This is a genomic window from uncultured Sulfitobacter sp. (genome assembly GCF_947497275.1).
In the GTDB taxonomy this organism is placed as follows: Bacteria; Pseudomonadota; Alphaproteobacteria; order Rhodobacterales; family Rhodobacteraceae; genus Sulfitobacter.
Genome location: NZ_CANMFS010000003.1, coordinates 252,825 through 277,073, shown reverse-complemented (window position 1 = coordinate 277,073; position 24,249 = coordinate 252,825). Strand labels below are relative to the sequence as shown.

Genomic DNA, 24,249 nt, shown 5'->3' with positions numbered 1-24,249 from the left:
CTTCGGTGCGAAAGGCACGTTTTCAGATTTATAGCATAAGCAGCCTCAATGGGTCTTTCCAGTGCCCGCGCACGTGCGATGCCATGGCAATGGCCGCAATCGCACAATAATTTGCGATATTGCGCCTTAATGCAGTGTTACGAAAACAGATTCACGGCCAGGTGGTAAAACCAAAGCGCGGCGCACGCACGACAAACTGCGCCGGCGGATGTGTACTACAGTCAGGGTCTCAGGGACGGCGGTTGCGGGACCCTTTGAACGGAGGTTTGCCTTTGCCGGCTTCCTTGCCACTATCGGGCCGGGTAGTGCGGGTGCCGGGCTTGCCCTTGAAGGGTTTGCCGCCGGGCTTACGCGGGGCATCCTCTTCCATGCGTGGTTTGGGTAATCCGGGCTGGCCCGGCCCACCGAACGCTCCCTTGTGCGGCTTGCGCGGTTTGAACGCGCGGCGCACTTCCGTCGGCGGCGCGGGCGCGGGGCCAAGCAGGTCTTCGGCTTCCAGCCCCAACTGGTCACGCAGCACCTTGCGACGAATTTCCTCGACAGCGCCCTGTGCAAGCTCGCCCAGCTGGAACGGACCATAACTGACGCGGATCAGGCGGTTCACGCTCAGCCCGATTTCATCCATCGCGCGGCGGATTTCACGGTTCTTGCCTTCGCGCAGGCCCACCGTCAGCCAAGCGTTCGCTCCTTTTTGCCGGTCCAGAACCACCTCCATCGGCTGAAACGGCTCCCCGTCTGCTACGATGCCCTTGCGCAGCGGCTCCAGCGTTTCCTCGGTGGGGCGCCCGTTGACCCGAACGCGGTAGCGCCGCAACCAACCGGTCGAGGGCAGTTCAAGCCGCCTTTTGATCGCGCCGTCGTTGGTCAGCAGCAGCAGTCCTTCGGAGTTGAGGTCGAGCCTGCCGATGCTCATCACGCGTGGCATGTCATCGGGCAGCGCATCAAAGATCGTCTCGCGGCCCTTTTCGTCACTGTCGGTCGTCACCAGCCCGGCGGGTTTGTGATACAGCCACAGGCGCGCGGGTTCGGCGGGGCCGATCAGCCTGCCGTCCACCTCGATCCGGTCCGCGTCCGTGACGTTGAGCGCGGGGGAGGTGATCTGCGTGCCGTTGACCGCGACGCGGCCAGCTTCGATCATGCGCTCGGCTTCGCGGCGGCTTGCGATGCCGACACGGGATAGAACCTTGGCGATGCGGTCGCCCTTGGGCGTTGGGGTATCTGTCATGTACGCTGCATACCGTAACGCCCCCTCTTGCGAAAGAGACGGATTTGGCGCCATCAAGGGGCATGACATTCAGATCCTACATGGCGCAGGCATTGGCCGAGGCCCGCGCGGCGGCGGAACGCGGTGAGGTGCCGGTGGGCGCTGTTGTCGTCTCGCCCACCGGGGCGGTTCTGGGACGGGCAGGCAACCGGACGCGTGCGGATCATGATCCGACCGCCCATGCCGAGATGCTGGCGATCCGGTCGGCCTGTGCCGCAACGGGTTCGGAGCGGTTGGTGGGGTGCGCGCTCTACGTCACGCTTGAGCCCTGCGCGATGTGCGCGGGCGCGATTTCGGCGGCGCGCATCGCGCGGCTCTATTACGGCGCTTCTGATCCGAAATCGGGCGGTGTGGCGCAGGGCGCGCGGGTGTTCGCGCATCCGCAATGTCATCATGCGCCACAGGTTTTCGATGGGATCTCCGAAGAACCGGCGGAGGCATTGCTGCGCGCGTTCTTCGCGGACAGGCGCGCCCGTTAGCCCAACATCTCTTTTGCTACTGCCTGCGGGCTGCTGGCGCTTGGATCTTCCTTGCGCGCAAGCGCGGGAGTGCGACGCACCCATTCGTGACCTTCGGCCAATTTGACCATGAAATCCGCCAGATCGGCGCGTCGCGTGCGGATCATGTCTTCGGGAATGACATTGGCCTGCACAGTGTAATCATCGGTCGCCGCGCCCGCCATCAACCAACCGGGGCGCACGGCGGTCCACGAAAGCCGCGCACGCTTTTGCAAGAGCGCCTCCATCTCGGCCATCTGATCGAACACATTGTGCAATGCGGCCATTGCAGGCAGCTTGAACCAGATCGGCCCGCGATTCCTTTCTTCGACGAAACTGGCCGACAACACCAGCAGCCGTTTCACACCCTCTTTTTCCATCGCATCGCAAATCGCCATCGTGCCGTCCGTATAAAGCGGCGGTGGCGATACCAGCGTCTTGGGGTCGTTGCCGACGCCGAGACAGGACAGAACCGCATCCGCGCCGCGTACCGCCCCTGCCAGATCGTCGTTCAGCACGTTTGCCGCCCGGTGGCTGAGACGCGGATGGTCCTGCGGGTCGTCAGGCAGGGCGAGATCGACGGAAAGGACCGTGTGACCGCGCGCCAGCGCCGTTTGCACGGCGGCTGCGCCAGTGCCGCCGGCGCCACCGAAGATCACGAGCTCAAGGGGCGTCGGCTCTTGCGTGTCAGTCATGTCACTACTCCGTTGTTGAAGCGTGACATAGGGCCGAGCGCCTCCGTGGCTAGAGGTTGATGGCCTTCATCACTTCGGGTTCAATCACACGGGTGCCGTCCGGCACGCCCGCGGTCAATGCCTCCGCCGATTGCGCGAGGGCGGGGAAGGTGCGGTAGTGACACGGAATCAGCGTCTTGAATGCGAAATACCGGCGCGCGGCATAGGCGGCCATGTCCATATCCATCGTAAAATGCCCGCCTGCGGACAGGATTCCGATGTCGGGCTTATGGTAATCGCCGATCCAGTCCATATCCGCCATCAGGCCGGTATCGCCTGAAATATAGATGGTGTGACCTTCACCGCGCAGAATGAAACCGCTTTCGCTGCCCATGTAGGGCTTTTCCCCATCCACATCCGCTGTGGAAGAATGCGACGCGGGGACCATGCTCGCGCTGACTTTGTCACCGATAGAGATCGTACCGCCCATATTGAATGCGACACCTTCCACAGCGCCCTCACCGTGAAGATACTGCGCCAGCTCGACCATCCCCGAGACCGGCGCACCGGTGTCCTTGGACACCCGCACCACGTCCGCGATGTGGTCGAAATGCCCGTGTGTGACCAGGATATGCGTCGCACCTTCGGTTGCGGCGCTGTAGTGCGCCTCGTCCAGCATGGGGTTCTGGGTGATCCACGGATCCACGAGCACCACCTGATCCTCGATTTCAAAGCGGAACCCGCTGTGGCCAAGCCAAAGTACCTTCATCGTATCTCTCCCGGATTGTTTCGTCTTGTGCCAACCTTAATCGAATTTCGCAGCATGGCGAGGGGCTGATCCCGATTTTTCAGCGCCCGGCAGGTACAACGGGAAGGGTGCGACTTGCGAGGACGGCGGCGGAGCGGTAGAGGACGGACAAGCAGATGAGGAAAGCGCATGTCTATCGACGAAAACACCGCCGCCCGCGTGGCCAAACTTGCCCGCATCAAAGTAGAGCCTAACGCCCTGCCGGCGCTGGCGCAGGAGTTCAACACCATACTTGGATTCATCGAGCAGCTGGGCGAAGTGGATATCGACGGCGTGGAGCCGATGACAAGTGTGACGCCGCAGCGATTGCAACGCCGCGCCGATGTGGTCACGGACGGCGACCAGCAGGCAGCGGTGCTGAGGAATGCGCCGGACGCACGCGAGGGTTTCTTTGCCGTTCCGAAGGTGGTCGAATAATGTCTGATCTGAACAAACTTGGCCTTGCTGACGCCCGCGATGCCCTGCGCAAGGGCGATACGACGTCGAAGGAATTGACCGAAGCCTGCCTGAAAGCGATCGAGGGGGCAGGGGCGCTCAATGCGTTCGTCCATCACACACCCGATATTGCATTGGACCGTGCCGCCGCCGCCGATACGCGCCTGAAAGATGGTGATGCGCCCGCGATGTGCGGCTTGCCCATCGGCATCAAGGATCTGTTTTGCACCAAGGGTGTCCCGTCACAGGCGGGCAGCCGAATCCTCGAAGGATTCTTGCCCGAGTACGAATCGACGGTCAGCCAGAACCTTGCCGATGCGGGTGCTGTGATGCTGGGCAAACTCAACATGGACGAATTCGCCATGGGCTCGTCCAACGAGACGTCCGTGTATGGCAATGCCGTCAATCCGTGGCGGCGCGGCAATTCCGATGCGGCGTTGACGCCCGGCGGCTCGTCGGGCGGGTCCGCCGCTGCTGTGGCCGCTGATCTATGCCTCGCTGCGACCGGCACCGATACGGGTGGCTCAATCCGCCAGCCTGCCGCGTTCACCGGCACAGTCGGGATCAAACCGACCTACGGGCGCTGCTCGCGCTGGGGGGTCGTCGCCTTTGCCTCCTCGCTCGATCAGGCCGGGCCGATGACGAAATCCGTGCGCGACGCGGCGATCATGCTGGGTGCGATGGCCGGATACGACCCAAAGGACAGCACGTCGGCAGATCGCGCGGTGCCTGATTTCGAAGCGGCGCTGACGGGCGATATCCGCGGCAAGAAGATCGGCATTCCGCGCGAATACCGGATGGAGGGCATGCCGGAAGAGATCGAGAAACTGTGGGCTGACGGGACTGCCATGCTGAAGGATGCAGGCGCTGAAATTGTCGACATCTCGCTGCCGCACACGAAATACGCGTTGCCCGCCTACTATGTGATCGCCCCCGCCGAGGCGTCATCCAACCTCGCGCGTTATGACGGTGTGCGCTATGGCCACCGCGCCAAGCTGGACGCGGGCGATGGCATCACCGAGATGTACGAGAAGACACGCGCAGAAGGATTCGGCCCCGAAGTGCAGCGCCGGGTCATGGTGGGCACCTACGTCCTGTCGGCAGGGTTCTATGATGCCTACTACAACCGCGCACGCCGGGTGCGGACCCTGATCAAGCAGGATTTCGACACCGTTTTCGCCGAGGGCATCGACTGTATTCTGACACCGGCCACGCCCTCCGCCGCCTTCGGCCTGGGCGAAATGACCGACGCCGATCCGATCAAGATGTATCTCAACGACGTCTTCACCGTGACCGTCAATCTGGCCGGATTGCCCGGCATCGCTGTGCCGACAGGGATCGACAAACAAGGTCTGCCGCTGGGTCTGCAACTGATCGGGCGTCCGTGGGAAGAGTCCGACTTGCTGTCTTCCGCCTATGCGCTCGAACGGGCTGCGGGCTTTGTAGCCAAGGCGGATAAATGGTGGTAGACCCCGCCAAATGTAAAAACAACAAGCAGGCTTGGTGATGATGACTGTACGATTCGTTCTGGGGTCCTGCGCCCTGGGCTTGCTGGCGGCGTGTCAACCTGCGGTCCCAGAGGACAGCCGTTTCGGTGTGGGTTTTGACCAGACGTTCGATGCGCAACGTCTCGACCGCGATGCGGCGTTGGCCAGCGGTCTGTCTTCGACGCCCGGTCTGCCCACCACCCCCGGTGTGAGCGCGCAACCGTTGCCCGCGCCCGGTTCGCCCGAGGCGACAGCGGCCGAGACACGCGCGATTCTCGCGCAGACGGGCGCGCAGGACGCATCGGCGCGCGCCGAAGCCGCAGCCGCGAATTCGGGCGTCGCACCGCTTGACGCCAGCCCGGCCAATCCCGCTCCCGCTGTCATCAACAGTGCGACGGGGATCAGCCAGGAGAACAACTTTGATGCTGTTTCCGGCCAGCGCAGCATAGAAAGCGATGCCGCGCGGATCGCCGCAAACCGGGCGCAGTATCAGGTAATCCAGCCTCAGGCGATTCCAGAACGGACAGGCAGCGGTCCGAACATCGTGGCCTATGCCTTGTCGACAAACCACCCGGTCGGGACCACGCTCTACAAGCGGTTCAGTCTCAACGCCGCGGGCAAGTACAACCGGAACTGCGGGCAGTACCGCCATCAGGATCAGGCGCAGATCGCTTTCCTTTCGGCAGGGGGGCCCGAGAAGGACCCCAAGGGTATGGACCCGGATGGGGACGGCTATGCCTGCACTTGGGATCCGTCGGTCTATCGCAACGTCAACGGATAGTTCGGTGCCTGTGTGGCACGGCTCACCCAACTGCGGGCCGCGCCGTGATGGGCTGACGCCTTCGCTGGTGGTGGTGCATTACACGGCAATGCGAAACAAGCAGGTCGCGTTGGAGCGGCTGTGCGATCCATCCGCCGAGGTTTCCGCCCACTATCTGATCTGCACAGGCGGCACCATCATCCAGATGGTAGAAGAAGCGGACCGCGCCTGGCATGCTGGCGCCGGCGAGTGGCGGGACATGACCGACATCAACTCACGTTCGATCGGGATCGAACTGGACAACGCCGGCGATCATCCCTTTCCCGATCCACAGATGCGCGCCTTGGAGACTTTGCTGTCAGGCATCATGTCGCGCTGGTCCGTGCCGCCCGAAGGGATCATCGGTCACTCCGATATGGCACCGGCGCGCAAATTCGATCCCGGTCCGCGCTTCGACTGGACCAGATTGGAACGGCTCGGTCTCGCTGCTCCGGCTCAGGATTTCGCCGAAGGCGATCTGGAGGCGGCTGGATTTATACGCGCGGCTCAGAAGGCGGGGTTTACCGCTGACGTCCCCTTTGAGACACTACTTGCAGCCACACGGCTGCGCCGTGCGCCTTGGCGTAGCGGCCCGTTGCAGCGCGCCGATTTCCTGCTTTAGCGCTCTTTTCCCGAATAATTGCGAATAATGCGCCGCTCTGCTGCGAAACCCATTGACCGCGGATAGGCACACCGCCTAACGCTGCGCTTGCGCGGAAGGCTGGATGATCGCTGCGCGGTTTGCGTTCTGCGTAGGCTGCGGGGAGGAAAGTCCGGACTCCAGAAAGAGACGGTGCCGGGTAACACCCGGGCGGGGCAACCCGACGGACAGCGCCACAGAAATGAAACCACCTTCCTTCGTGGAAGGAAAGGGTGAAACGGTGGAGTAAGAGCCCACCGCGCCGCTGGTAACAGCGGCGGCAAGGCAAGCCCCACCGGGAGCAATGCCAAATAGGGACCGCGTGCCTGTCAGGTCGCAAGGCATGGCGGCGGAGCTTCTTTCGCTCCAGCAGGTCCGGGTTGGCAGCTGTAGCCCTGACGGTAACGGCAGGGTCAGAGGAATGATCATCCACAAGGGGCGACCCTTCGGACAGGATCCGGCTTATAGGCCTTCCGCGCAAACATCCGAAACCGAAGACCGGAATTTTCGAAAATTCCGGCGCGGAAAATTCGAATTTTCCGCCCCCGCATTGGCAGTTTACGCGATACGGGGTTGACTCGGAGTGTGGCGCGGGTAGAAGCCGAAGCTCAGAGATTACGCGCGCGCGGCAAAGTCCCCGCGCGGCACAGGAGAAGATACCATGGCGAAGCCAACCACGATCAAGATCCGTCTGAACTCGTCCGCGGGCACAGGCCACTTCTACGTAACCAAGAAAAATGCGCGTACCATGACCGAAAAGATGGTCATCAAGAAGTATGACCCAGTTGCGCGCAAGCACGTCGAGTACAAAGAAGGCAAGATCAAGTAAGATCCTGCATCAGCTTTGACAGCCGCAAGGCCGCGCAATCGCGCGGTCTTTTGCGTTTCGAGGACCTGGCTCCGTCTAGTGATCTGTTGCAGACGGCTGCGCAAAAAAAATAGGCCGATCCCTAGGGGATCGGCCTTGCCCGTTCCGGCGTAGAGTGCCGCGTTTACTCGCGGTTTCCGAACAGTTGCAGCAGGAACATGAACATGTTGATGAAGTTCAGATAAAGGTTCAACGCCCCCATGATCGCAGCCTTGCCAAGCCATTCGCTGTCCCCATGCTGGGCGTGGGCGATGTATTCGGTCTTGATCCTTTGCGTATCATACGCGGTCAGACCCGCGAAGATCAGCACGCCGATCGCCGAAATCGCGAAGGTAAGCGCAGGATTTGGGAAGAAAATGCTGACGATGGATGCAACGATAAGGCCGATGACCCCCATGATAAGGAAGCTGCCCCATGCCGAGATGTCCTTCTTGGTCGTGTAGCCCCACAGGGACAGACCCGCGAACGCGATCGACGTCACCAGAAACACTTGGATGATCGAAACACCGGTGTAGACAAGGAAGATCGAGCTGAGCGACAGGCCCATCACAAGCGCGAACGCATAGAACACCAGTTGTGCTGTCGCGGCAGATATCCGGTTGATGCCGGCGCTGAAGCCGAAGATGAACGCAAGCGGCGCAAACATGACGACCCACTTGAGCGGAGATCCGTAAAGAGCGTAGCCCAGATCCGTCAGGTATTGGCCTTCACGCAACTGAGCGGTTGCCGCTGCGGGATCGGATGTGACCGCCAGACCGGAAATTGCCCATGCGGCGGCGAAGGTGATCAGCATGCCCACGGACATCGTGCCGTAGACCTTGTTCATGTGCGCGCGCAGGCCCTCATCAACCGCGGCTGTGCGGCTTCCGGCACGGGTCCGGATTGTATTCACGTCTGCCATGTAAAACTCCCTAAAGATGGACCGCGTCGGAAATTGCGCGGTATTGCGGCCAATATCGGCACTCGGCATCGTCTTTTCAAGGCTTTCCGAGGCAGTTTAGGCTCGGCAGTCGCGTTATTGCTTCGCGCATGGCCAAGTGGCCCTGATAAATCCTTTGAAGCTGCAAAATTTAGCGAAACCATGATCATCCATGCATATCGTCACGGACGGTAAAGGAATTGAGGGTAGGCAGTCCATCACGGTCGATCACGGCCCGCCCTGGCAAAAAAACTGTGATTTACCTGTTGTCGGTACAGGTCAGAATAGTATGCTATAGGGGTATTGAAACGAAACGTATGCAACTTATTGGATAAGCGGGCGACATTATTTTAAATGCCCGAATTTGGCCGCAACGCGGCCAGCAAAGAGAAAGATGAAGATATGGCGCACATTGTGGACAACCACGTTGGCAAACGAATCCGTCAACGCCGCTGGCTGATCGGCATGACCCAACAGAAACTTGCCGAGCTTGTCGGAATAAAGTTCCAACAGATCCAGAAATACGAAACCGGTGCCAACAGGGTCAGTGCCTCCAGGTTGTGGGACATTGCGGAGGCGCTCGGCGTGCCGGTCGCCTTTTTCTTCGAAGGTCTGCGCAGTCAGGACGACGCACCGGGCGATATCGGGTATTATCTGCCCGATGACCTGATCGGGGATAAAGAAGCTATGGACCTCATCAGATCTTACTATGCGATTCCAGAAAACCAGCGTCGGCGTCTGTTCGAGCTTGCGCGGGTTCTGAGTGACGTCGCCTGAAACCGCCGACGCGTGGCGAAACGCTTGCCTTGGATGCTGCGCGGTGACAGGTCATGTCACATGAAGCATGATCCCGCACTCATCCGTGATTTGACCCGTGTCGCGAATCTTCTGGCAGATGCGGCGGCTGCCGCTATCCTGCCGTTTTTCCGAAGCGCCGATCTGAGCACCGACAACAAGCTCGCGCAGGGCTATGATCCGGTGACGCAGGCCGACCTGGCCGCGGAGACGGCAATGCGGGCTATCCTGGCCGCCGAACGTCCCGATGACGCGGTGTTTGGAGAGGAATTCGGCCGGACCGACGGCAGCAGCGGGCTGGTCTGGGTGTTAGACCCGATCGACGGCACACGCGCCTTCGTATCGGGTACACCAACATGGGGAGTGCTGATTGCCGTGGGCGGGCAACGCGGGCCCTTCATTGGAGTTGTCGATCAGCCCTATACCGCCGAGCGGTTCATCGGCACGCCGGACGGTGCCTTCCTGTTCCGTGCGGATCAGCGCCGCGCAATAGCAACGCGCTCTGCGCGGCCTCTGTCCGAGGCGATCGTATTCACCACGTTTCCGGAAGTCGGCAGCCCACAGGAGCGCGCGGCATTCGAGGCGGTCTCGGCCGGCGCGATGCTTACGCGCTACGGGATGGATTGCTACGCCTACGCGCTTCTGGCCGCCGGTCAGATTGATCTGGTCATCGAAGCAGGATTGCAGGCCTACGATATCCAGGGGCCGTTGGCGTTGATTCATGCGGCTGGGGGCATCGTGACTGATTGGCAGGGAGGACCGGCTCACGAAGGTGGCCGCGTGCTTGCCGCAGCAAACCCCCAGATACACGCCGAGGCGCTCGCACTGCTCGGGCAGTCGATAAAGACCTACGCATGACCGTAACACTGCTGAAATCGGCCGCCACTGTTGTCACGATGGACGATGCGCGGCGCGAACTGCGCGATTGCGACATTCTCCTCTGCGACGGCGTTGTCGCCGCAATCGGTTCCGATTTGACGGTACCCGAGGGGGCGCAGATCGTGCAGGCGACGGGCTGTCTGGTGACACCCGGCCTGGTGAACACGCACCATCATCTTTTTCAAAGCATGACACGCGCCGTGCCGGGCGTGCAGGATGCGCTGCTGTTCGGATGGTTGCGGACCCTCTATCCGATCTGGGCAAGATTCACGCCCGAGCATTTCTACGTGTCCGCGCAGGTCGGGCTTGCGGAACTCGCGCTGTCGGGCTGCACGCTCAGCTCGGATCACATGTATCTTTATCCCAACGGCGCGCGGCTGGAAGATACGATTCACGCCGCCGCCGATATCGGGTTGCGGTTCCATCCGACACGCGGCGCGATGAGCATCGGCGAAAGCGACGGCGGGCTGCCCCCTGATAGCCTTGTCGAGAGCGAAGCCGACATTCTAGACGATTGCACGCGCGTAATCGACGCTTTTCACGATCCAGCCGAGGGATCCTTGTGCCGTGTCGGGATCGCCCCGTGCTCGCCCTTTTCCGTCAGCCGCGATCTAATGCGCGACGCGGCCATCCTGGGCCGCGAAAAGGGCGTGATGCTGCATACCCATCTGGCCGAAAACGACGAAGACGTCGCCTATTCCCTGGAAACCTTCGGTTGTCGGCCCGGCGCCTATGCCGAAAGCCTCGGTTGGACCGGACCGGATGTATGGCATGCCCATTGCGTTAAACTCGACGCCTCAGAGATCGCGCTTTTCGCGCGCACGCAGACCGGCATTGCGCATTGCCCCTGCTCCAACTGCCGGCTCGGCAGTGGCATCGCCCCCGTGCGCGCGATGCGCGACGCGGGTGCGCGCGTGGGTCTCGGCGTCGATGGATCGGCGAGCAATGATGCGGGCAACCTCGTTGCAGAAGCGCGTACGGCGATGTTGTTGCAGCGGGTCGCTGGCGGCGCGGATGCGATGAGCGCGCGCACGGCGCTGGAAATCGCGACCCGTGGCGGCGCGGACGTGTTGGGAAGGCCGGATTGCGGACGGATCGCAGTAGGTATGCGGGCGGACATCGCGGTCTGGGACATGCGCGGTGTGGTGGCGGCAGGCAGTTGGGATCATGCTGCGCTCTTGCTGGCCGGGCCGACAACCGTGCGCGACCTGTTTGTCGAAGGGCGCGGTGTTGTGCGGAACGGACAGGTAACGACGATCGATCTGGCCCGGGTGGTTGCGCGGCAGAATGAGCTGGCTTCGAGGATACAGGAAGGTTTATGAGTATCGGACGAATTGTTGGTGCGGCGCTTTGCGTCGCTGTCGCAGGGTGCGCGCAGACCGGGGGGCCGGAGCAGGACCGGCTGTATGCGATCGAGCAGCCACCGGTCAGCAACCCACAGAGGCCCGTGCAGCAGATCAACGCGATACGGCGCAAAGCCGGGCGGGAGCCGATCGTCCGTTCGTCCAATCTCGACGCCGCCGCCCGCGCGCACGCGCGGGATATGGCTGCAAACGGCTTCTTCGGGCATACCGGCAGCGGCGGCACAACTGTTGCGGACCGTATCACCACCTCCGGATACCGCTGGTGCAGCGTGTCCGAGAACATCGCAGAAGGCAGCAGATACAACACCGCCCGCAAGGTGATCGCGGGCTGGGGCGCGTCGCCGGGCCACTACCGCAACATCGTCAATCCGAAGGCGCGCGCGTTCGGCATGGCGTGGGCCGGTGATGTCTGGGTACAGGTATTTGCAGGCAACCGCTGTTGAACGGAATACACTTGTGCAAAGGCCGGCACTCAGGTGGCTGTCGCGGCCCCGGCAATCCAAGTGTCGCGGATCGCGCGATCATCGCCCATCATGATCGTTGCAAAAATGTCTTCCCACACGCTGCCTGAGCGGTTCGCCCGCTGCGCGATGGCGGAGGTAGACGCCAGATCAATCACGGTGATGTCGGCGTAATAACCCGGTGCGAGCGTCCCGATCTCGTCTTGCAAATGGAGTGTCCGCGCGGAGCCCGCAGTCGCTAGCCACAAGAGCTGTGACGCATGCAGGGCGGTGCCATGGTGCTGCGCCGCTTCATAGGCCGCTGCCATGGTGCGCAGCATCGAGAATGACGAACCGCCGCCGGTGTCGGTGGCAAGGCCAATGGGAATGTTGCGCGCTGCCATGCGCGGCAAATCGAATTGACCGGATCCAATGAAGGCGTTCGATGTGGGGCAGTGGACCAGCGCGCCGCGCACCTCTGCTAGCCGGTCAATCTCGCGCGGCTCAAGATGTATGGCATGGCCATAAAGCCCGCGAGAGCCCAACAGGCCATGCGCTTCGTAGGTATCGAGATAGTCGCGGGCCTGCGGATAGAGGTCACGCACCCATGCGACCTCGTCCGGTTGTTCACTCAGATGTGTTTGCATCAGGCAGTCAGGGTGTTCCGACCAAAGTGCGCCAAGTGCTGCAAGCTGCTCCGGTGTGGAGGTGGGCGAAAAGCGGGGTGTGATCGCGTAGCGCGCGCGCCCTTCGCCATGCCAGTGCGCGATCAGCACCTTGCTGTCATCATACGCCGATTGCGCTGTATCACGCAGATCGTCCGGTGCGTTGCGGTCCATGCAGGTCTTTCCTGTCACCACCGCTTGCCCGCGCGCGGCAGCGGCGGCAAAAAGCGCGTCGGCGCTGTGGGGATGGATCGTGCCGAAGGAGGCGATCGTCGTCGTACCATGCGCGCGGGTCAGATCGAGATAGCGATCGGCGATCCGGCCCGCATACTGCGCATCGGCAAACCGGGTTTCTTCGGGAAAGGTATAGGTGTTGAGCCATTCGATCAGCCGCTTGCCCCAGCTCGCGATCATTGCGGTCTGCGGGTAATGCGCGTGCGCGTCGATAAAACCGGGCACGATCAGATCATCGCCGTAGGAAACGCAGCGCGCGCGCGGGTGCGCCGCCTTGAGCGCGGCACCGTTTCCCACCGCTGCGATACGCGTGCCCTCGATCAGAACGCCCCCTTCGCTGTCGATGTGCGCGCAGTCCTGCCAAGGCGCCTCCAGCGGTGCGCCGTCAAAGGTCAGGGTCTGCCCGAGAAGAAGGATTTGTGCGGTCATACCCTTGCTTTTAGCGTGCTGGCGGGCGGGTGCAATGGTGTGGTTGCGCGCCATTGTCACTGCGCGGGCGCCGCCCTATGTTGCAGCGTCAATCGAGGGTGCGCGCATGTCGGAACAGGTATCGGAAACGGAGATCCTCGAGCCCGAGGAAGAGCAGGAAGCCTACGTTCTGGGCAAGCGAGATGTGGCGGCGATTCTCTACGCGGTGGAAATCGACGACCGCGACAAGCTGATCGAATTGATGGAGCCGCTGCACGCGGCCGACATCGCCGATCTTCTCGAACAGATAACCTCGTTCGAGCGCACGCGTCTGATCCGTCTCTACGACCGCGAATTCGACGGCGAGATCCTGTCCGAACTCGACGAGTCGATCCGAGACGAGGTTATTTCCATCCTCACCCCGCAAGTGTTGCAGGAAGCTGTGCGCGAGCTCGACAGCGACGACGTCGTTGACCTGATCGAAGATCTCGAGGACGCGCAACAGGCCACCATTCTGGGCGCGCTCGAAGATGTCGACCGTCTGGCGGTCGAGCAGGCGCTGACCTATCCGGAATATTCCGCCGGTCGCCTGATGCAGCGCGAGGTGGTGATGGCCCCCGAACATTGGACGGTGGGGCAGGCGATCGACTATCTGCGCGCCACGCCCGAAGACGATCTGCCGGCGCAATTCTACCACATTGTGTTGGTCGATCCGCGCGTGCGCCCGGTGGGCAACGTCACGCTGGGCAAACTGATGCGCTCCAAGCGCGACACCAGGCTCAGCAATATCCTCGAGCCGATGTTTCAGGTCATCCCGGCCACCCGTGACGAAGGCGATGTGGCCTATGCCTTCAACCAGTACCACCTGATTTCCGCGCCCGTCGTCGATGACGATGGACGCCTGATCGGCGTCATTACCATCGACGACGCGATGGCCGTGCTCGATGAAGAGCACGAAGAAGACATCATGCGTCTCGCCGGTGTCGGTGACGGCTCCCTGTCGGACCGCGTGGTCGAGACGACCAAACAGCGCCTGCCGTGGCTTGCCGTAAACCTCGTCACAGCCATTTGCGCGTCGCTGGTCATCGCGCAATTCGAGGTGGCGCTGGCGCAGATCGTGGCGCTCGCTGTTCTGATGCCAATCGTCGCGTCGATGGGGGGCAATGCGGGCACGCAAAGCCTCACGGTTGCGGTGCGCGCACTGGCCACAAAAGATCTGACCGGCTCGAATGTCTGGCGTGTCATCCGGCGCGAATGCCTTGTCGGGCTGATCAACGGCGCGATATTCGCCGTGGTGATGGGGGTCGTCGGGCTGTTCTGGTTCGGCTCGCCGGCGCTGGGCTATGTCATCGCAACGGCGATGGTCATCAACATGGTCGTTGCTGGATTGGCCGGTACCGGCATCCCGATCCTGCTTGAACGGATCGGCGTCGATCCTGCACTGGCGTCGGGGGCCTTCGTGACGACGGTAACGGATGTGGTCGGTTTCTTCGCGTTTTTGGGGCTGGCAGCTGCTGTTCTGCTATGAGCATCTCTGCCGCCAAGGATGCCGCGCGCAAAGCGGCCTTTGCCCGCAGAAAGCCTCTTTTTGAGGCGGCAACAGCCGCGCAAGCCGGGTACCTGAGCGAAGTGCTTGCCGGATATCGTGGCGTGCCGGTTTCGGGTTTTATGCCGATCCGCACCGAGATCGATCCGCGACCCGCGATGGTCGAGGCCGCCGCCTACGGTCCTGTGGGTGTGCCGGTGATTGAGGCGCGGGGGCAGCCGCTGAAATTTGCGCATTGGACGCCGGAGACGGCGATGGTCGCGGGACCGTTCGGCGCGGCCATCCCCGCACAGCCTGCGTTCTTCGAGCCCGAAATCCTGATCGTTCCGCTTCTGGCGTTCGACCGCACGGGCGCGCGGCTTGGATACGGCGGCGGCTTTTATGATCGCACGCTGGCGCAGCTGCGCGCCCGACGCGCGACGCTGGCAATCGGTTTCGCCTTCGCCGGACAGGAAACCGACGACATCCCGCTTGAGGAAACCGACCAGCCGCTGGATCTGATCGTGACAGAAGCGGGCATCATCGATAAAGGGCGCGCACGCTGATCCGGAACGCAAATCGCGTTCGATCGTGAATTTGACTTGCTGTCGGACGGCCAGCCTCCTATCGCTTTGGGCATGAAAATACTGTTTCTCGGAGACGTGATGGGCCGCGCGGGGCGTCGGGCGATCACGGAAAATCTGGCCCGCCTGCGGACCGAGTGGAAGCTCGACTTTATCGTCGTCAACGGCGAAAATGCGACGTCGGGCATGGGTCTGTCGGGCAGCCACGCCAAGGCTCTGCTGGAGGCGGGCGCGGATTGCCTTACGCTGGGCGATCACGCGTTCGATCAAAAGGACATGCTGGGGTTTATCGAACAGGAACCGCGCATTATCCGTCCGCTCAACTTCTCGAAAAACGCGCCGGGACGGGGGGCGAAACTGTTCACAGCGCGAAACGGCAAAAAGGTTCTCGTGACGCAGGCCCTTGGCCAGGTGTTCATGAAACGTCCCTACGACGATCCCTTCTCGGCGGTGGACGCGGTATTCAAGACGCATCCGTTGGGCGGGATGGCTAATGCGGTGATCGTGGACATGCATTGCGAGGCCACGTCCGAGAAGATGGCGATGGGGCACTGGTGCGACGGGCGCGCGTCACTGGTCGTTGGCACGCATACCCACGTGCCGACCTCCGACGCGATGATTTTGCCGGGTGGCACCGGCTATCTGACCGATGCAGGCATGTGCGGTGACTATCATTCGGTGATCGGCATGGAGAAAACCGAGCCGATGCGTCGTTTCATCACCGGCATGCCGAAAGAGCGATTTACCCCCGCCAATGACGAGGCGACCCTCTCGGGCGCATATATCGAAACGGATGATCGGACGGGCCGCGCCACGCGGATTGTTCCGGTGCGCACCGGTGGCAAATTGCAATGCAGTGTACCGTGACAACCAGCGGCGTTGCGGCACCAGGCCGACGGCACGTAGCGCATCGGACACTCTTTCTGGTGGCAATATTACCGGTTGTGGCGTGAGGTAGCCGCTGATGGGAACTGCGGATGCGGGCGTTTCGGACTTACGTTTGGTCACAGGCTACGGGCTCAAGTCGTTCTGAAAGAGGCGTCGTCCGACATGATCTGCCTTCCGCGCGCGGCGATGTTTCCGGGTATGTAGCAGGTACACCGCCGACCGAAAGCCGCGCTTGCCGAGGCGGCGGCAATGGGCGACACTTGACCGTCGGGCGGTTGCCGCCGGACGCGTAATGTAAGGGCATCGCCATGTTTCTGTTATCACTTTCGCCATTTGAGCAGGCCATTCTTGCGCTGACGGTTGTGGCGGTCATGTTCGTTCTTTTCCTGCGCGAAAACCTTCCGACCGAGGTTGTCGCGCTGACGGGGGCTGCGTTCATGCTGGCGCTTGGGTTGGTACCTTACGACGACGCGCGCGAGGTGTTGGCCAATTCGGCACCCTGGACCATCGCCGCGATGTTCATCGTGATGGGCGCGCTGGTGCGCACCGGCGCTCTCGATGTTCTCACGCGGCTTGCCGAACGCCATGCCAGGACGCATCCCAAGACCGCAGTGATCGGCGTGGTCCTGTCCGTTATGGGGGCGAGTGCCGTCATGAATAATACACCTGTCGTGGTGGTGATGATTCCCGTCGTGGTGCAGTTGAGCAAGACGCTCGGCACCAAAGCGTCCAAGATGCTCATCCCGCTGAGCTACGCCGCAATCATGGGCGGGTCGTTGACCCTGATCGGCACCTCGACGAACCTTCTGGTGGACGGCGTGGCGCGCGCACAGGGACTTGAACCGTTCGGCATTTTCGAGATCCTGCCGATCGGGCTCGTCGTCTGTGCGTGGGGGTTGATCTATATGGCGACCATCGGCAAGCGCCTGCTACCCGAACGCGACAGCATGGCGGGTATGCTCAGCGACCGCTCGAAAATGAAGTTCTTTACCGAGGCCGTCATCCCGCTGGAAAGCAACCTGATCGGGCGCGACGTGCTCGATGTGAACCTGTTCAAACGCGACGGCGTGCGTCTTATTGACGTGGTGCGCGGCGATACCTCGCTGCGTCGCGCGCTCAAGGGAGTGACGTTGCAGGTCGGAGACCGCGTCGTGCTGCGCACCCAGATGACCGAATTGTTGAGCCTGCAAAGCAACAAGGAGCTCAAGCGTGTCGATCAGGTTTCTGCAGTGGAGACGACCACCGTCGAAGTGCTGATCACGCCGGGCTGCAAGATGATCGGCCGCTCGCTGGGCTCGCTGCGGCTGCGGCGGCGGTACGGCGTCTATCCGCTGGCCGTGCATCGCCGCAACCAGAATATCGGGCGGCAGCTGGATGATCTGGTGGTGCGGGTAGGCGACACGCTACTGCTCGAAGGCGCTGCAGAGGACATCTCGCGCCTTGCATCCGACATGGATCTGGTCGACGTCAGCACGCCGTCACAGCGCGCTTACCGTCGCGGCCACGCGCCCATCGCCATCGGCGCGCTGATTGCCATCGTGGCGCTTGCCGCGCTCAATGTCGCGCCGATCCTGATGCTGGCGGTGATTGCGGTCGCGGTCGTTCTGGTGACCGGCTGCATCGACGCGGACGAGGCATTTTCCTACATAGACGGGCAGCTTCTTGCCTTGATTTTTTCGATGCTCACGGTCGGGGCTGCGTTGCAGCACACCGGTGCCGTCCAGCTTTTGGTGGATGGCATGGCACCCACGCTGGGCACATTGCCGCCGGGGATGGTGATTTTCTGTGTTTTCCTGATGACGACGATTTTAACCGAGATCGTATCAAACAACGCGGTGGCGGTCATCATGACACCGATCGCGATTTCGCTCGCTGCCGCATTGGGTATGGATCCGCGCGCGCTGGTGGTGGCGGTGATGATCGCGGCTTCCTGTGCCTTTGCTACGCCCATCGGGTACCAGACCAATACACTGGTCTACGGACCGGGCGGGTACAAGTTCACCGACTTCATGAAGGTGGGTGTACCGCTCAACCTGTCGATGTCGGTGATTGCGAGCGCTGTAATCCCGTTTTTCTGGTAATGGCTTAAAGCGGCCAGAATACCAGAATCGCGGGGATCGACACGGCGATGATAATGATTTCCAGCGGCAGACCCATGCGCCAGTAGTCGCCGAAGCTGTAACCGCCGGGCCCGAGGATAAGAGTGTTGTTCTTGTGCCCGATTGGCGTAAGAAATGCCGACGATGCTGCCACCGCGACCGCCATTAGGAACGGGTCGGGCGACACGCCCAGGGTGTTCGCCATCTGTATGGCGACGGGGGCCGCAACAATTGTCGTCGCCGTGTTATTAAGCACGTCCGACAGCGTCATCGTCACGACCATTAGCACGGTCAGAACGACCCATGCGGGATAACCGTCCGTCAGGCCCGTCAGCGCCCTCGCGATCAATTCGGTACCGCCTGATGTCTCAAGCGCGGCGCCAAGCGGGATCATCGACCCCAGCAGAACCACGACCGGCCATTCAATATGGGTGTAAAGCTCCGACAGCGGAACTATTCTCGCCAGAACGTAGGATACGACCACGATGCCGAGTGCGATGGGCAAATAGATCAACCCGAAAGAGGCAGCGACCACTGCACCGGCAAAAAGCCCGATCGCCAGCCAGACCTTGCTGTTTTCCGTAACTGCAAGGCCACGATCCGCCAGTGGCAGTACGCCAAGCCAGTCCGTTACATGCTGCGCCGTGTCACGCGGGACCAGCAGCAGCAGAATATCGCCGGTCTCCAGAGTTGTCTTGCGCAGATGCGATGTGATCCGCGTTCCGCGCCGCGACAGACCCAGCAGCACGGTCCGCTGGCGCCAGGCCAGACCCACGGCTTGGGCCGTGCGTCCGTGCAGGCGCGATTCCGGGGTTACGATGACTTCGATCACCTCGACCCCTTCACCGTCCGCGCGCAGCCGTTCGTCGCGGTTTGCATCCGCCACTGCAAGATCCAGCGTCGAGCGAAATTCATCAAGCGCGTCGGGTGCGGCCTCGATCACCAGCGCGTCGCCCGCGCGCAACTCTGCCTCGCGCGCATGGCCATAGCGTCGCTTGCCGTCGCGGATCAGCCCGAGGATGGCGACGTCCGCCTTGTCCGCAGCCTCGTCGAGTTCCGACAGACGGGTCGTGATCAGTTTGTTTCCTTCGGGTACGACAAGTTCCGCGATATAATGCGAGACATCTTCGGCGCGCAGCCCGCCATCGGTCCGCACCGGGATCAGCCGCCAGCCGATCAGTGCGACGAAGGCCATGCCGGTAATCGCTGCAATGCCGCCGACGGGGGCGAAATCGAACATCCTGAAAGGCGCGCCTAGGCTTTCTTGGCGGATCGACGCAATAATGATGTTGGGCGGTGTCCCGATCAGCGTGGCCATGCCACCCAGTATCGTCGCGAAGGAGAGAGGCATCAGGCTCATCCCCGGCACGCGACCCGCCTTGCGCGCCGTCTGAATGTCCACCGGCATCAACAACGCCAGCGCCGCGACGTTGTTCATGAACGCCGACAAAACGCCGCCGACGACCCCCATTAGCGTTATGTGTGCAGCCAGACCGCGCGAAGCGTCGACCATCGTGCGCGTGATCAGCAGCACCGCGCCGGAATGCACCAGCCCCGCCGATACGACAAGCACGAGGGCTACCACCAGCGTCGCGGGATGGCCGAAGCCATCGAATGCGTTCTCGCTGTCGACCACGCCCAGAACCACGCCGGCCATCAACGCGGAAAAAGCAATCAGATCGTATCGGAAGCGACCCCAGAGTAGCAGCCCGAAAACAGCGCCGAACAGGCAGAAAAGAATGATCTGGTCAGGGGTCATGACGGCCTCGCGTTGGGTGCCCCCATGTGGCGCGGAGGCGGACACGCGCGCAAGGGGGGATTGCCCTTGGCACCCGCGCTGACATATAGACGGGGCGAAACTTTTTCGACGGAGAACAGACATGGCCGGCCATTCCAAATGGGCAAACATCCAGCACCGCAAAGGGCGCCAGGACAAGCTGCGCTCGAAACTGTTTTCGAAGTTCTCCAAGGAGATCACCGTCGCGGCCAAGATGGGCGATCCCGATCCCGACAAGAACCCGCGGCTGCGTCTTGCCGTCAAAGAGGCCAAGCAGGCGTCGATGCCGAAAGACAACATCGACCGCGCGATCAAGAAAGCGACGGGAGGCGACGCGGAGGATTACGAAGAGATCCGCTATGAGGGTTATGGTCCCAACGGCGTCGCCGTGATCGTCGAGACGATGACCGATAACCGCAACCGCACAGCCTCCACCGTGCGCTCAACCTTTACCAAGAACGGCGGAAACCTGGGCGAGACAGGATCGGTCGGTTTCATGTTCGAGCGTAAGGGCGAAGTGACCTATCCCGCGGACGTGGGCGATGCCGACACGGTGATGATGGCCGCGATCGAGGCGGGTGCCGAAGACGCTGAAAGCTCCGAGGACGGGCATGTGATCTATTGCGCGGATACCGACCTCAACGAGGTCTCGTCCGCGCTCGAGGCCGAACTTGGTGAATCCGACAGCACAAAACTGATCTGGCGTCCCACGACGACCACCGAGATGGATCTGGAAAGCATGCAGAAGTTGATGAAGCTGATCGACGCTTTGGAGGATGATGACGACGTACAACGGGTTACCGCCAATTTCGAAGCCTCCGACGAGGTTATGGAACAGCTCGAATAGCGACCCTGCATTTTCACGACATGCCGGAGCGCAAAGCTACGACGCCGAGAATCCTCTTGGATCTGAGGGTCGGGTGAAAAGAATGGTCAGCATCCCACTCCTTTCCGGTCAGGGTGTATACAGCTGCCATCGGGACCCGGCCGGGTATGTGCCCTCCCAATGGTCCATGCTCATAGAGGATTGTTCGGATGCCATATAGAAAGATCATCCCACTGCTTCGTTGGATACGCCGCAATTTCGAAACGGCATCGCTGGCAATACTGGGTATTATCGTCTGTGCAGTCTGGGCACTTGCCGAGCTGACTGATGAAGTGGTCGATGGATCCACCCGGACCCTGGATGAAAGTATCCTTCTGTTTCTGCGCACCTCCGGCGATTTGTCGGATCCCATCGGCCCCGATTGGCTGGAGGAAATGGGCCGCGACTTCACTGCGTTGGGGGGGACCGCAGTTCTGACGATGACTACTGTCGTCGTTTCGGTTTACTTTTTGCTGAGACACCAGTGGCCGACGATGCTCTATATCCTGACGACCGTTGGCGGCGGCATCTTGATCAGCGGCGTCGCCAAGGAGTTCTTTGACCGGCCGCGACCTGAACTCGTTCCGCATGGATCAATCGTGCACACGGCCAGCTTTCCGTCGGGCCATTCGATGATGGCTGCCGTTGCCTATCTCACGCTCGGAGTTCTTCTGGCCCGACTGCAGCCGCGCCTTGCTTTGAAAATCTATATTTTGAGCGTCGCAGTGACGCTGACCTTTTTCGTAGGAATCAGCAGGGTCTACATGGGCGTGCACTGGCCGACGGATGTTGCGGCAGGCTGGCTTGCGGGGGGCGCCTGGGCAATGGTTTGCCTATTTGTCGCCCGCCACCTGGCGGCGCGCGGACATATCGAAATGGGTGCGAATGAAAAAGCGAGCTGACCAAAGGCGTATGCGACCGGATCAGCGCACCACCGGACCGATTGCGTACCCGGTTTTCGCGCACCAGTTCAAATGTCAGGTTCCAAGTTGAAATTGCCGAACCGCCCCCGCCCCGAAACGCAGGCAACAACACAGATTGCATGGCTTTTTCAGTGCGAAGGCGCGCGCGTCACTTCGAAGGTTTGATTCTCCGCTATCCAGCCTGCCTCAGATCAACCGTGTGATCCGCATCGCAATGACTGGGCGGAATCACGTTCGGACGCGAGGCCGCTGGTTTCGGCTGGCTTGCCCATCATCCGCAGCAACCCCGCAAAGCCACCGCTGCGTTGGCGGCGGGGGGAACGATCACCACGCTGCGCGGTGATCTTGGCCAGCACGCGCTTGATCTCGTTAAGACGGTCGGTCGCCTCGGCGCCGCCTGCGCCGGCCTCCACACGCAATATCTTGGACTGCGTCTGCAAAGCCTTCTCGATCAACTCAATCTCGGTGCGGCTGATTTCCAGCTTCTGTTTCGTTTCGAACATGAAAAATTTCCTTGGTGACGAGATGCTCAATTAGTCATTCACAAGTAGATACGGAAGAGGCAGTCGTTCAGTTTCATGTGATCCGCTGAATTTACCTGACAAAAGCGTGAATGCGCCGGAAATATCTGAAATATTTTCTCATTTCGCCGGCACCTGCGTTCCGTCGGAGGCGCGGGCGAGGCTTTCAATTCGACGACCCGGACGGTATAGCGATGCCCACTGCCGACGACCACGCGCTGCCTTTGCGATCCCCCTCGAGGCAGGGTGACAGGTTTCCGCACAACAGGAGCCGCGCGCCGTGACCACGTCCCTCATCCCCGGTTTTCTGCTCAGCCTCTCCTTGATCCTTGCTATCGGTGCGCAAAATGCGTTCGTATTGCGACAGGGCGTGCGCCGAGAACACGTTTTCTGGGTCTGTCTGACCTGTGCCGCCTCGGATGCGTTGCTGATCTCTGCAGGTGTCGCCGGTTTCGGCACACTGGCGGAAGCGGTGCCGTGGCTGGAGACGGTGATGCGGTACGGCGGTGCTGCGTTTTTGCTGGTCTACGGCACGCAGAATGCGCTGAGCGCGTGGCGCGGCGGTGCGGTGATGGACCCAGCGGGCGCGCCCGCGCGCAGCCTGCACAAGACGCTGCTGACATTGCTCGCGTTGACGTGGCTCAATCCGCATGTCTATCTCGATACACTTGTGCTGATCGGATCCATCTCGGCGCAATACCCGGACCGGCTTCTGTTCGGGATTGGCGCGGTGACGGCAAGCTTCGTTTTCTTCTTTGCCTTGGGGTATGGGGCGCGGCTGTTGCAGCCGGTATTCGCGCGCCCGGTCAGCTGGCGAATACTCGATGGGATCATCGCGCTGATCATGTGGGCGATTGCGGCGAGCCTTATTGTCCACTAAGTGCTTGCACCCGCTCTTAAGGTGCGATCATCATCCTCCATGAATTCCCGTCCTCCCCAACGCCCGCTCACCGGTATCTTCTGGATGTTCATCACCGGTCTGTGTTTTCTCATGGTCACGGCGCCGGTGAAAACGATGGGCCCGCGCATTCCTTCCGGCGAAGCTGCCTTCTTGCGCTATGCGATGGGTCTGCTGTTTCTGCTCCCATCGCTCAAGGCGATTCAGGACGCAAATCTGACCCGCCGGCAGTGGGCGCTGTTTTCGCTGCGCGGGCTTTGCCATTCGGTTGGAGTGATGATGTGGTTCTACGCGATGGTCCGGATTCCCATCGCGGATGTCACGGCACTGAATTACCTCGCACCTATCTACGTCACTGTAGGCGCCGCGCTGTTTCTCGGAGAACGGTTGGCGCTGCGCCGGATCGTGGCAGTTGTGCTGGGGTTGGTCGGTGCCGCGATTATCCTGCGTCCCGGCTTTCGCGAAGTCAGCACCGGGCATCTGGGAATGGTTTTCGCGGCGGTCGTGTTTGCCGGCAGCTATCTTGTCGCCAAAATACTGACGGATGAGGTCAAGCCATTTGTGATTGTCGCGATGCTGTCGGTCTTTGTGACGATTGGCCTGTTTCCGTTCGCCGTCGCGAACTGGATCACCCCCACACCGCGCGAGCTTGGGTTTCTATTCGCCGTCGCTGCCTTTGCGACGGCCGGACACTATACGATGACGCTGGCCTTCGCCGCAGCGCCTGTAACAGTCACCCAGCCGGTGACGTTCCTGCAGCTGATCTGGGCCACCGCGCTGGGCGCTGTTTGGTTTTCGGAACCGATTGATATCTGGGTCGTTCTGGGCGGTTTCGTCATTCTGGGATCGGTCACCTTCATCACCTGGCGCGAGGCGATGCTGAAGCGTACGGTAACTCCGGTGTCTCATGCGACAAAGACCTGATTTTTTGTTGATTGACGGATCAATATAAAACCGTCACGTTCGCGGGCATGATGAAAATATGTCGATTCT

General features: G+C 61.4%; 25 protein-coding genes and 1 other RNA gene. 19 read left to right on the top strand and 7 right to left on the bottom strand.

Features of this window, described 5'->3' with window-relative positions:
- Positions 1–229: 229 nt before the first annotated feature.
- Entirely contained in the window at positions 230–1,225 is a 996-nt protein-coding gene (locus tag Q1A06_RS08120; protein ID WP_299561348.1) for a pseudouridine synthase, read from the bottom strand.
- Between the two features lie 62 nt (positions 1,226–1,287).
- On the opposite strand from Q1A06_RS08120, the gene Q1A06_RS08115 reads away from it, so the two are divergent.
- Positions 1,288–1,743 (top strand): nucleoside deaminase, encoded by a 456-nt coding sequence (locus Q1A06_RS08115; protein ID WP_299561345.1) that lies wholly within the window; start codon positions 1,288–1,290, stop codon positions 1,741–1,743.
- Here the strand turns inward: Q1A06_RS08115 and Q1A06_RS08110 are convergent.
- Both Q1A06_RS08110 and Q1A06_RS08105 read right to left on the bottom strand, forming a co-directional pair.
- Positions 1,740–2,456 (bottom strand): NAD(P)H-binding protein, encoded by a 717-nt coding sequence (locus tag Q1A06_RS08110; RefSeq protein ID WP_299561342.1) that lies wholly within the window; start codon positions 2,454–2,456, stop codon positions 1,740–1,742. The genes Q1A06_RS08115 and Q1A06_RS08110 overlap by 4 nt on opposite strands.
- A gap of 49 nt (positions 2,457–2,505) precedes the next feature.
- Positions 2,506–3,204: a metal-dependent hydrolase gene (locus tag Q1A06_RS08105; protein ID WP_299561339.1), complete on the bottom strand. Its 699-nt coding sequence runs from the start codon at positions 3,202–3,204 to the stop codon at positions 2,506–2,508.
- Between the two features lie 168 nt (positions 3,205–3,372).
- Here Q1A06_RS08105 and gatC point away from each other — a divergent pair, with 168 nt between their 5' ends.
- The 6 genes from gatC (at position 3,373) to rpmG (ending at position 7,433) form a co-directional block, all read left to right on the top strand.
- Positions 3,373–3,660: an Asp-tRNA(Asn)/Glu-tRNA(Gln) amidotransferase subunit GatC gene (gene gatC / locus Q1A06_RS08100; RefSeq protein WP_299561336.1), complete on the top strand. Its 288-nt coding sequence runs from the start codon at positions 3,373–3,375 to the stop codon at positions 3,658–3,660.
- Positions 3,660–5,147, top strand: a complete 1,488-nt coding sequence (gatA, locus tag Q1A06_RS08095; protein ID WP_299561333.1) for an Asp-tRNA(Asn)/Glu-tRNA(Gln) amidotransferase subunit GatA — start codon at positions 3,660–3,662, stop codon at positions 5,145–5,147. The genes gatC and gatA overlap by 1 nt, the downstream gene beginning before the upstream one ends.
- A 37-nt stretch (positions 5,148–5,184) precedes the next feature.
- A complete protein-coding gene (locus tag Q1A06_RS08090; RefSeq protein WP_366523508.1) occupies positions 5,185–5,946 on the top strand; it encodes a hypothetical protein in 762 nt (253 codons plus the stop codon).
- Positions 5,900–6,586: an N-acetylmuramoyl-L-alanine amidase gene (locus Q1A06_RS08085; RefSeq protein ID WP_299561330.1), complete on the top strand. Its 687-nt coding sequence runs from the start codon at positions 5,900–5,902 to the stop codon at positions 6,584–6,586. Before Q1A06_RS08090 ends, Q1A06_RS08085 begins: the two co-directional genes overlap by 47 nt.
- A gap of 91 nt (positions 6,587–6,677) precedes the next feature.
- Positions 6,678–7,085, top strand: an RNA gene (gene rnpB, locus Q1A06_RS08080) — RNase P RNA component class A.
- Positions 7,086–7,265: 180 nt separating this feature from the next.
- Positions 7,266–7,433 carry a 50S ribosomal protein L33 gene (gene rpmG, locus Q1A06_RS08075; protein ID WP_007119221.1) on the top strand — a complete coding sequence of 56 codons (168 nt, stop codon included), beginning with the start codon at positions 7,266–7,268 and terminating at the stop codon, positions 7,431–7,433.
- Between the two features lie 163 nt (positions 7,434–7,596).
- Here rpmG and Q1A06_RS08070 read toward each other — a convergent pair whose 3' ends face one another.
- Complete coding sequence (locus Q1A06_RS08070) at positions 7,597–8,373, bottom strand: Bax inhibitor-1/YccA family protein (RefSeq protein ID WP_299561325.1); 777 nt, start codon at positions 8,371–8,373, stop codon at positions 7,597–7,599.
- Positions 8,374–8,793: 420 nt separating this feature from the next.
- Between Q1A06_RS08070 and Q1A06_RS08065 the strand changes: the two genes are divergently transcribed.
- From Q1A06_RS08065 to Q1A06_RS08050, 4 genes are read left to right on the top strand one after another with little or no spacing between them, the layout of a single operon-like run.
- On the top strand, positions 8,794–9,168 hold the full coding sequence (locus Q1A06_RS08065) for a helix-turn-helix transcriptional regulator (RefSeq protein WP_299561323.1): 375 nt from the start codon (positions 8,794–8,796) through the stop codon (positions 9,166–9,168).
- A gap of 60 nt (positions 9,169–9,228) precedes the next feature.
- Positions 9,229–10,044, top strand: a complete 816-nt coding sequence (locus tag Q1A06_RS08060) for an inositol monophosphatase family protein (protein ID WP_299561320.1) — start codon at positions 9,229–9,231, stop codon at positions 10,042–10,044.
- Positions 10,041–11,387, top strand: a complete 1,347-nt coding sequence (locus tag Q1A06_RS08055; RefSeq protein ID WP_299561317.1) for an 8-oxoguanine deaminase — start codon at positions 10,041–10,043, stop codon at positions 11,385–11,387. The genes Q1A06_RS08060 and Q1A06_RS08055 overlap by 4 nt, the downstream gene beginning before the upstream one ends.
- Complete coding sequence (locus Q1A06_RS08050) at positions 11,384–11,872, top strand: CAP domain-containing protein (protein ID WP_299561314.1); 489 nt, start codon at positions 11,384–11,386, stop codon at positions 11,870–11,872. The genes Q1A06_RS08055 and Q1A06_RS08050 overlap by 4 nt, the downstream gene beginning before the upstream one ends.
- A 29-nt stretch (positions 11,873–11,901) precedes the next feature.
- Here Q1A06_RS08050 and guaD read toward each other — a convergent pair whose 3' ends face one another.
- Entirely contained in the window at positions 11,902–13,197 is a 1,296-nt protein-coding gene (guaD, locus tag Q1A06_RS08045; RefSeq protein ID WP_299561311.1) for a guanine deaminase, read from the bottom strand.
- Positions 13,198–13,303: 106 nt separating this feature from the next.
- Between guaD and mgtE the strand changes: the two genes are divergently transcribed.
- From mgtE to Q1A06_RS08025, 4 genes are all read left to right on the top strand, one after another.
- The gene (gene mgtE, locus Q1A06_RS08040; RefSeq protein ID WP_299562045.1) at positions 13,304–14,704 is read left to right on the top strand and encodes a magnesium transporter; all 1,401 of its coding nucleotides are present in this window, start codon (positions 13,304–13,306) and stop codon (positions 14,702–14,704) included.
- Entirely contained in the window at positions 14,701–15,267 is a 567-nt protein-coding gene (locus Q1A06_RS08035; RefSeq protein WP_299561308.1) for a 5-formyltetrahydrofolate cyclo-ligase, read from the top strand. Before mgtE ends, Q1A06_RS08035 begins: the two co-directional genes overlap by 4 nt.
- Before the next feature lie 72 nt (positions 15,268–15,339).
- A complete protein-coding gene (locus Q1A06_RS08030; protein ID WP_299561305.1) occupies positions 15,340–16,152 on the top strand; it encodes a TIGR00282 family metallophosphoesterase in 813 nt (270 codons plus the stop codon).
- A gap of 329 nt (positions 16,153–16,481) precedes the next feature.
- Positions 16,482–18,254: an SLC13 family permease gene (locus tag Q1A06_RS08025; RefSeq protein ID WP_299561302.1), complete on the top strand. Its 1,773-nt coding sequence runs from the start codon at positions 16,482–16,484 to the stop codon at positions 18,252–18,254.
- A 4-nt stretch (positions 18,255–18,258) separates the two neighbouring features.
- On the opposite strand, the gene Q1A06_RS08020 is transcribed toward Q1A06_RS08025, so the two are convergent.
- Positions 18,259–20,031 (bottom strand): SLC13 family permease, encoded by a 1,773-nt coding sequence (locus tag Q1A06_RS08020; RefSeq protein ID WP_299562042.1) that lies wholly within the window; start codon positions 20,029–20,031, stop codon positions 18,259–18,261.
- Between the two features lie 121 nt (positions 20,032–20,152).
- Here Q1A06_RS08020 and Q1A06_RS08015 point away from each other — a divergent pair, with 121 nt between their 5' ends.
- On the top strand, positions 20,153–20,896 hold the full coding sequence (locus tag Q1A06_RS08015) for a YebC/PmpR family DNA-binding transcriptional regulator (protein WP_299561299.1): 744 nt from the start codon (positions 20,153–20,155) through the stop codon (positions 20,894–20,896).
- A 188-nt stretch (positions 20,897–21,084) separates the two neighbouring features.
- Positions 21,085–21,816: a phosphatase PAP2 family protein gene (locus Q1A06_RS08010; protein ID WP_299561296.1), complete on the top strand. Its 732-nt coding sequence runs from the start codon at positions 21,085–21,087 to the stop codon at positions 21,814–21,816.
- A 212-nt stretch (positions 21,817–22,028) separates the two neighbouring features.
- Here the strand turns inward: Q1A06_RS08010 and Q1A06_RS08005 are convergent, their stop codons facing one another.
- Positions 22,029–22,340, bottom strand: a complete 312-nt coding sequence (locus tag Q1A06_RS08005; protein WP_299561293.1) for a hypothetical protein — start codon at positions 22,338–22,340, stop codon at positions 22,029–22,031.
- Positions 22,341–22,638: 298 nt separating this feature from the next.
- On the opposite strand from Q1A06_RS08005, the gene Q1A06_RS08000 reads away from it, so the two are divergent.
- The gene (locus tag Q1A06_RS08000; RefSeq protein WP_299561290.1) at positions 22,639–23,238 is read left to right on the top strand and encodes a LysE/ArgO family amino acid transporter; all 600 of its coding nucleotides are present in this window, start codon (positions 22,639–22,641) and stop codon (positions 23,236–23,238) included.
- 39 nt (positions 23,239–23,277) lie between these two features.
- Entirely contained in the window at positions 23,278–24,180 is a 903-nt protein-coding gene (locus Q1A06_RS07995) for a DMT family transporter (RefSeq protein WP_299561287.1), read from the top strand.
- Positions 24,181–24,249: the final 69 nt, after the last annotated feature.

What these genes read in the sequence shown, in the direction of transcription:
- Q1A06_RS08120 (WP_299561348.1), bottom strand. Translation starts at nt 1,225, where the DNA reads ATGACAGATACCCCAACGCCCAAGGGCGACCGCATCGCCAAGGTTCTA.
- Q1A06_RS08115 (WP_299561345.1), top strand. Translation starts at nt 1,288, where the DNA reads ATGACATTCAGATCCTACATGGCGCAGGCATTGGCCGAGGCCCGCGCG.
- Q1A06_RS08110 (WP_299561342.1), bottom strand. Translation starts at nt 2,456, where the DNA reads ATGACTGACACGCAAGAGCCGACGCCCCTTGAGCTCGTGATCTTCGGT.
- Q1A06_RS08105 (WP_299561339.1), bottom strand. Translation starts at nt 3,204, where the DNA reads ATGAAGGTACTTTGGCTTGGCCACAGCGGGTTCCGCTTTGAAATCGAG.
- gatC (WP_299561336.1), top strand. Translation starts at nt 3,373, where the DNA reads ATGTCTATCGACGAAAACACCGCCGCCCGCGTGGCCAAACTTGCCCGC.
- gatA (WP_299561333.1), top strand. Translation starts at nt 3,660, where the DNA reads ATGTCTGATCTGAACAAACTTGGCCTTGCTGACGCCCGCGATGCCCTG.
- Q1A06_RS08090 (WP_366523508.1), top strand. Translation starts at nt 5,185, where the DNA reads ATGATGACTGTACGATTCGTTCTGGGGTCCTGCGCCCTGGGCTTGCTG.
- Q1A06_RS08085 (WP_299561330.1), top strand. Translation starts at nt 5,900, where the DNA reads ATGCCTGCACTTGGGATCCGTCGGTCTATCGCAACGTCAACGGATAGT.
- rpmG (WP_007119221.1), top strand. Translation starts at nt 7,266, where the DNA reads ATGGCGAAGCCAACCACGATCAAGATCCGTCTGAACTCGTCCGCGGGC.
- Q1A06_RS08070 (WP_299561325.1), bottom strand. Translation starts at nt 8,373, where the DNA reads ATGGCAGACGTGAATACAATCCGGACCCGTGCCGGAAGCCGCACAGCC.
- Q1A06_RS08065 (WP_299561323.1), top strand. Translation starts at nt 8,794, where the DNA reads ATGGCGCACATTGTGGACAACCACGTTGGCAAACGAATCCGTCAACGC.
- Q1A06_RS08060 (WP_299561320.1), top strand. Translation starts at nt 9,229, where the DNA reads ATGAAGCATGATCCCGCACTCATCCGTGATTTGACCCGTGTCGCGAAT.
- Q1A06_RS08055 (WP_299561317.1), top strand. Translation starts at nt 10,041, where the DNA reads ATGACCGTAACACTGCTGAAATCGGCCGCCACTGTTGTCACGATGGAC.
- Q1A06_RS08050 (WP_299561314.1), top strand. Translation starts at nt 11,384, where the DNA reads ATGAGTATCGGACGAATTGTTGGTGCGGCGCTTTGCGTCGCTGTCGCA.
- guaD (WP_299561311.1), bottom strand. Translation starts at nt 13,197, where the DNA reads ATGACCGCACAAATCCTTCTTCTCGGGCAGACCCTGACCTTTGACGGC.
- mgtE (WP_299562045.1), top strand. Translation starts at nt 13,304, where the DNA reads ATGTCGGAACAGGTATCGGAAACGGAGATCCTCGAGCCCGAGGAAGAG.
- Q1A06_RS08035 (WP_299561308.1), top strand. Translation starts at nt 14,701, where the DNA reads ATGAGCATCTCTGCCGCCAAGGATGCCGCGCGCAAAGCGGCCTTTGCC.
- Q1A06_RS08030 (WP_299561305.1), top strand. Translation starts at nt 15,340, where the DNA reads ATGAAAATACTGTTTCTCGGAGACGTGATGGGCCGCGCGGGGCGTCGG.
- Q1A06_RS08025 (WP_299561302.1), top strand. Translation starts at nt 16,482, where the DNA reads ATGTTTCTGTTATCACTTTCGCCATTTGAGCAGGCCATTCTTGCGCTG.
- Q1A06_RS08020 (WP_299562042.1), bottom strand. Translation starts at nt 20,031, where the DNA reads ATGACCCCTGACCAGATCATTCTTTTCTGCCTGTTCGGCGCTGTTTTC.
- Q1A06_RS08015 (WP_299561299.1), top strand. Translation starts at nt 20,153, where the DNA reads ATGGCCGGCCATTCCAAATGGGCAAACATCCAGCACCGCAAAGGGCGC.
- Q1A06_RS08010 (WP_299561296.1), top strand. Translation starts at nt 21,085, where the DNA reads ATGCCATATAGAAAGATCATCCCACTGCTTCGTTGGATACGCCGCAAT.
- Q1A06_RS08005 (WP_299561293.1), bottom strand. Translation starts at nt 22,340, where the DNA reads ATGTTCGAAACGAAACAGAAGCTGGAAATCAGCCGCACCGAGATTGAG.
- Q1A06_RS07995 (WP_299561287.1), top strand. Translation starts at nt 23,278, where the DNA reads ATGAATTCCCGTCCTCCCCAACGCCCGCTCACCGGTATCTTCTGGATG.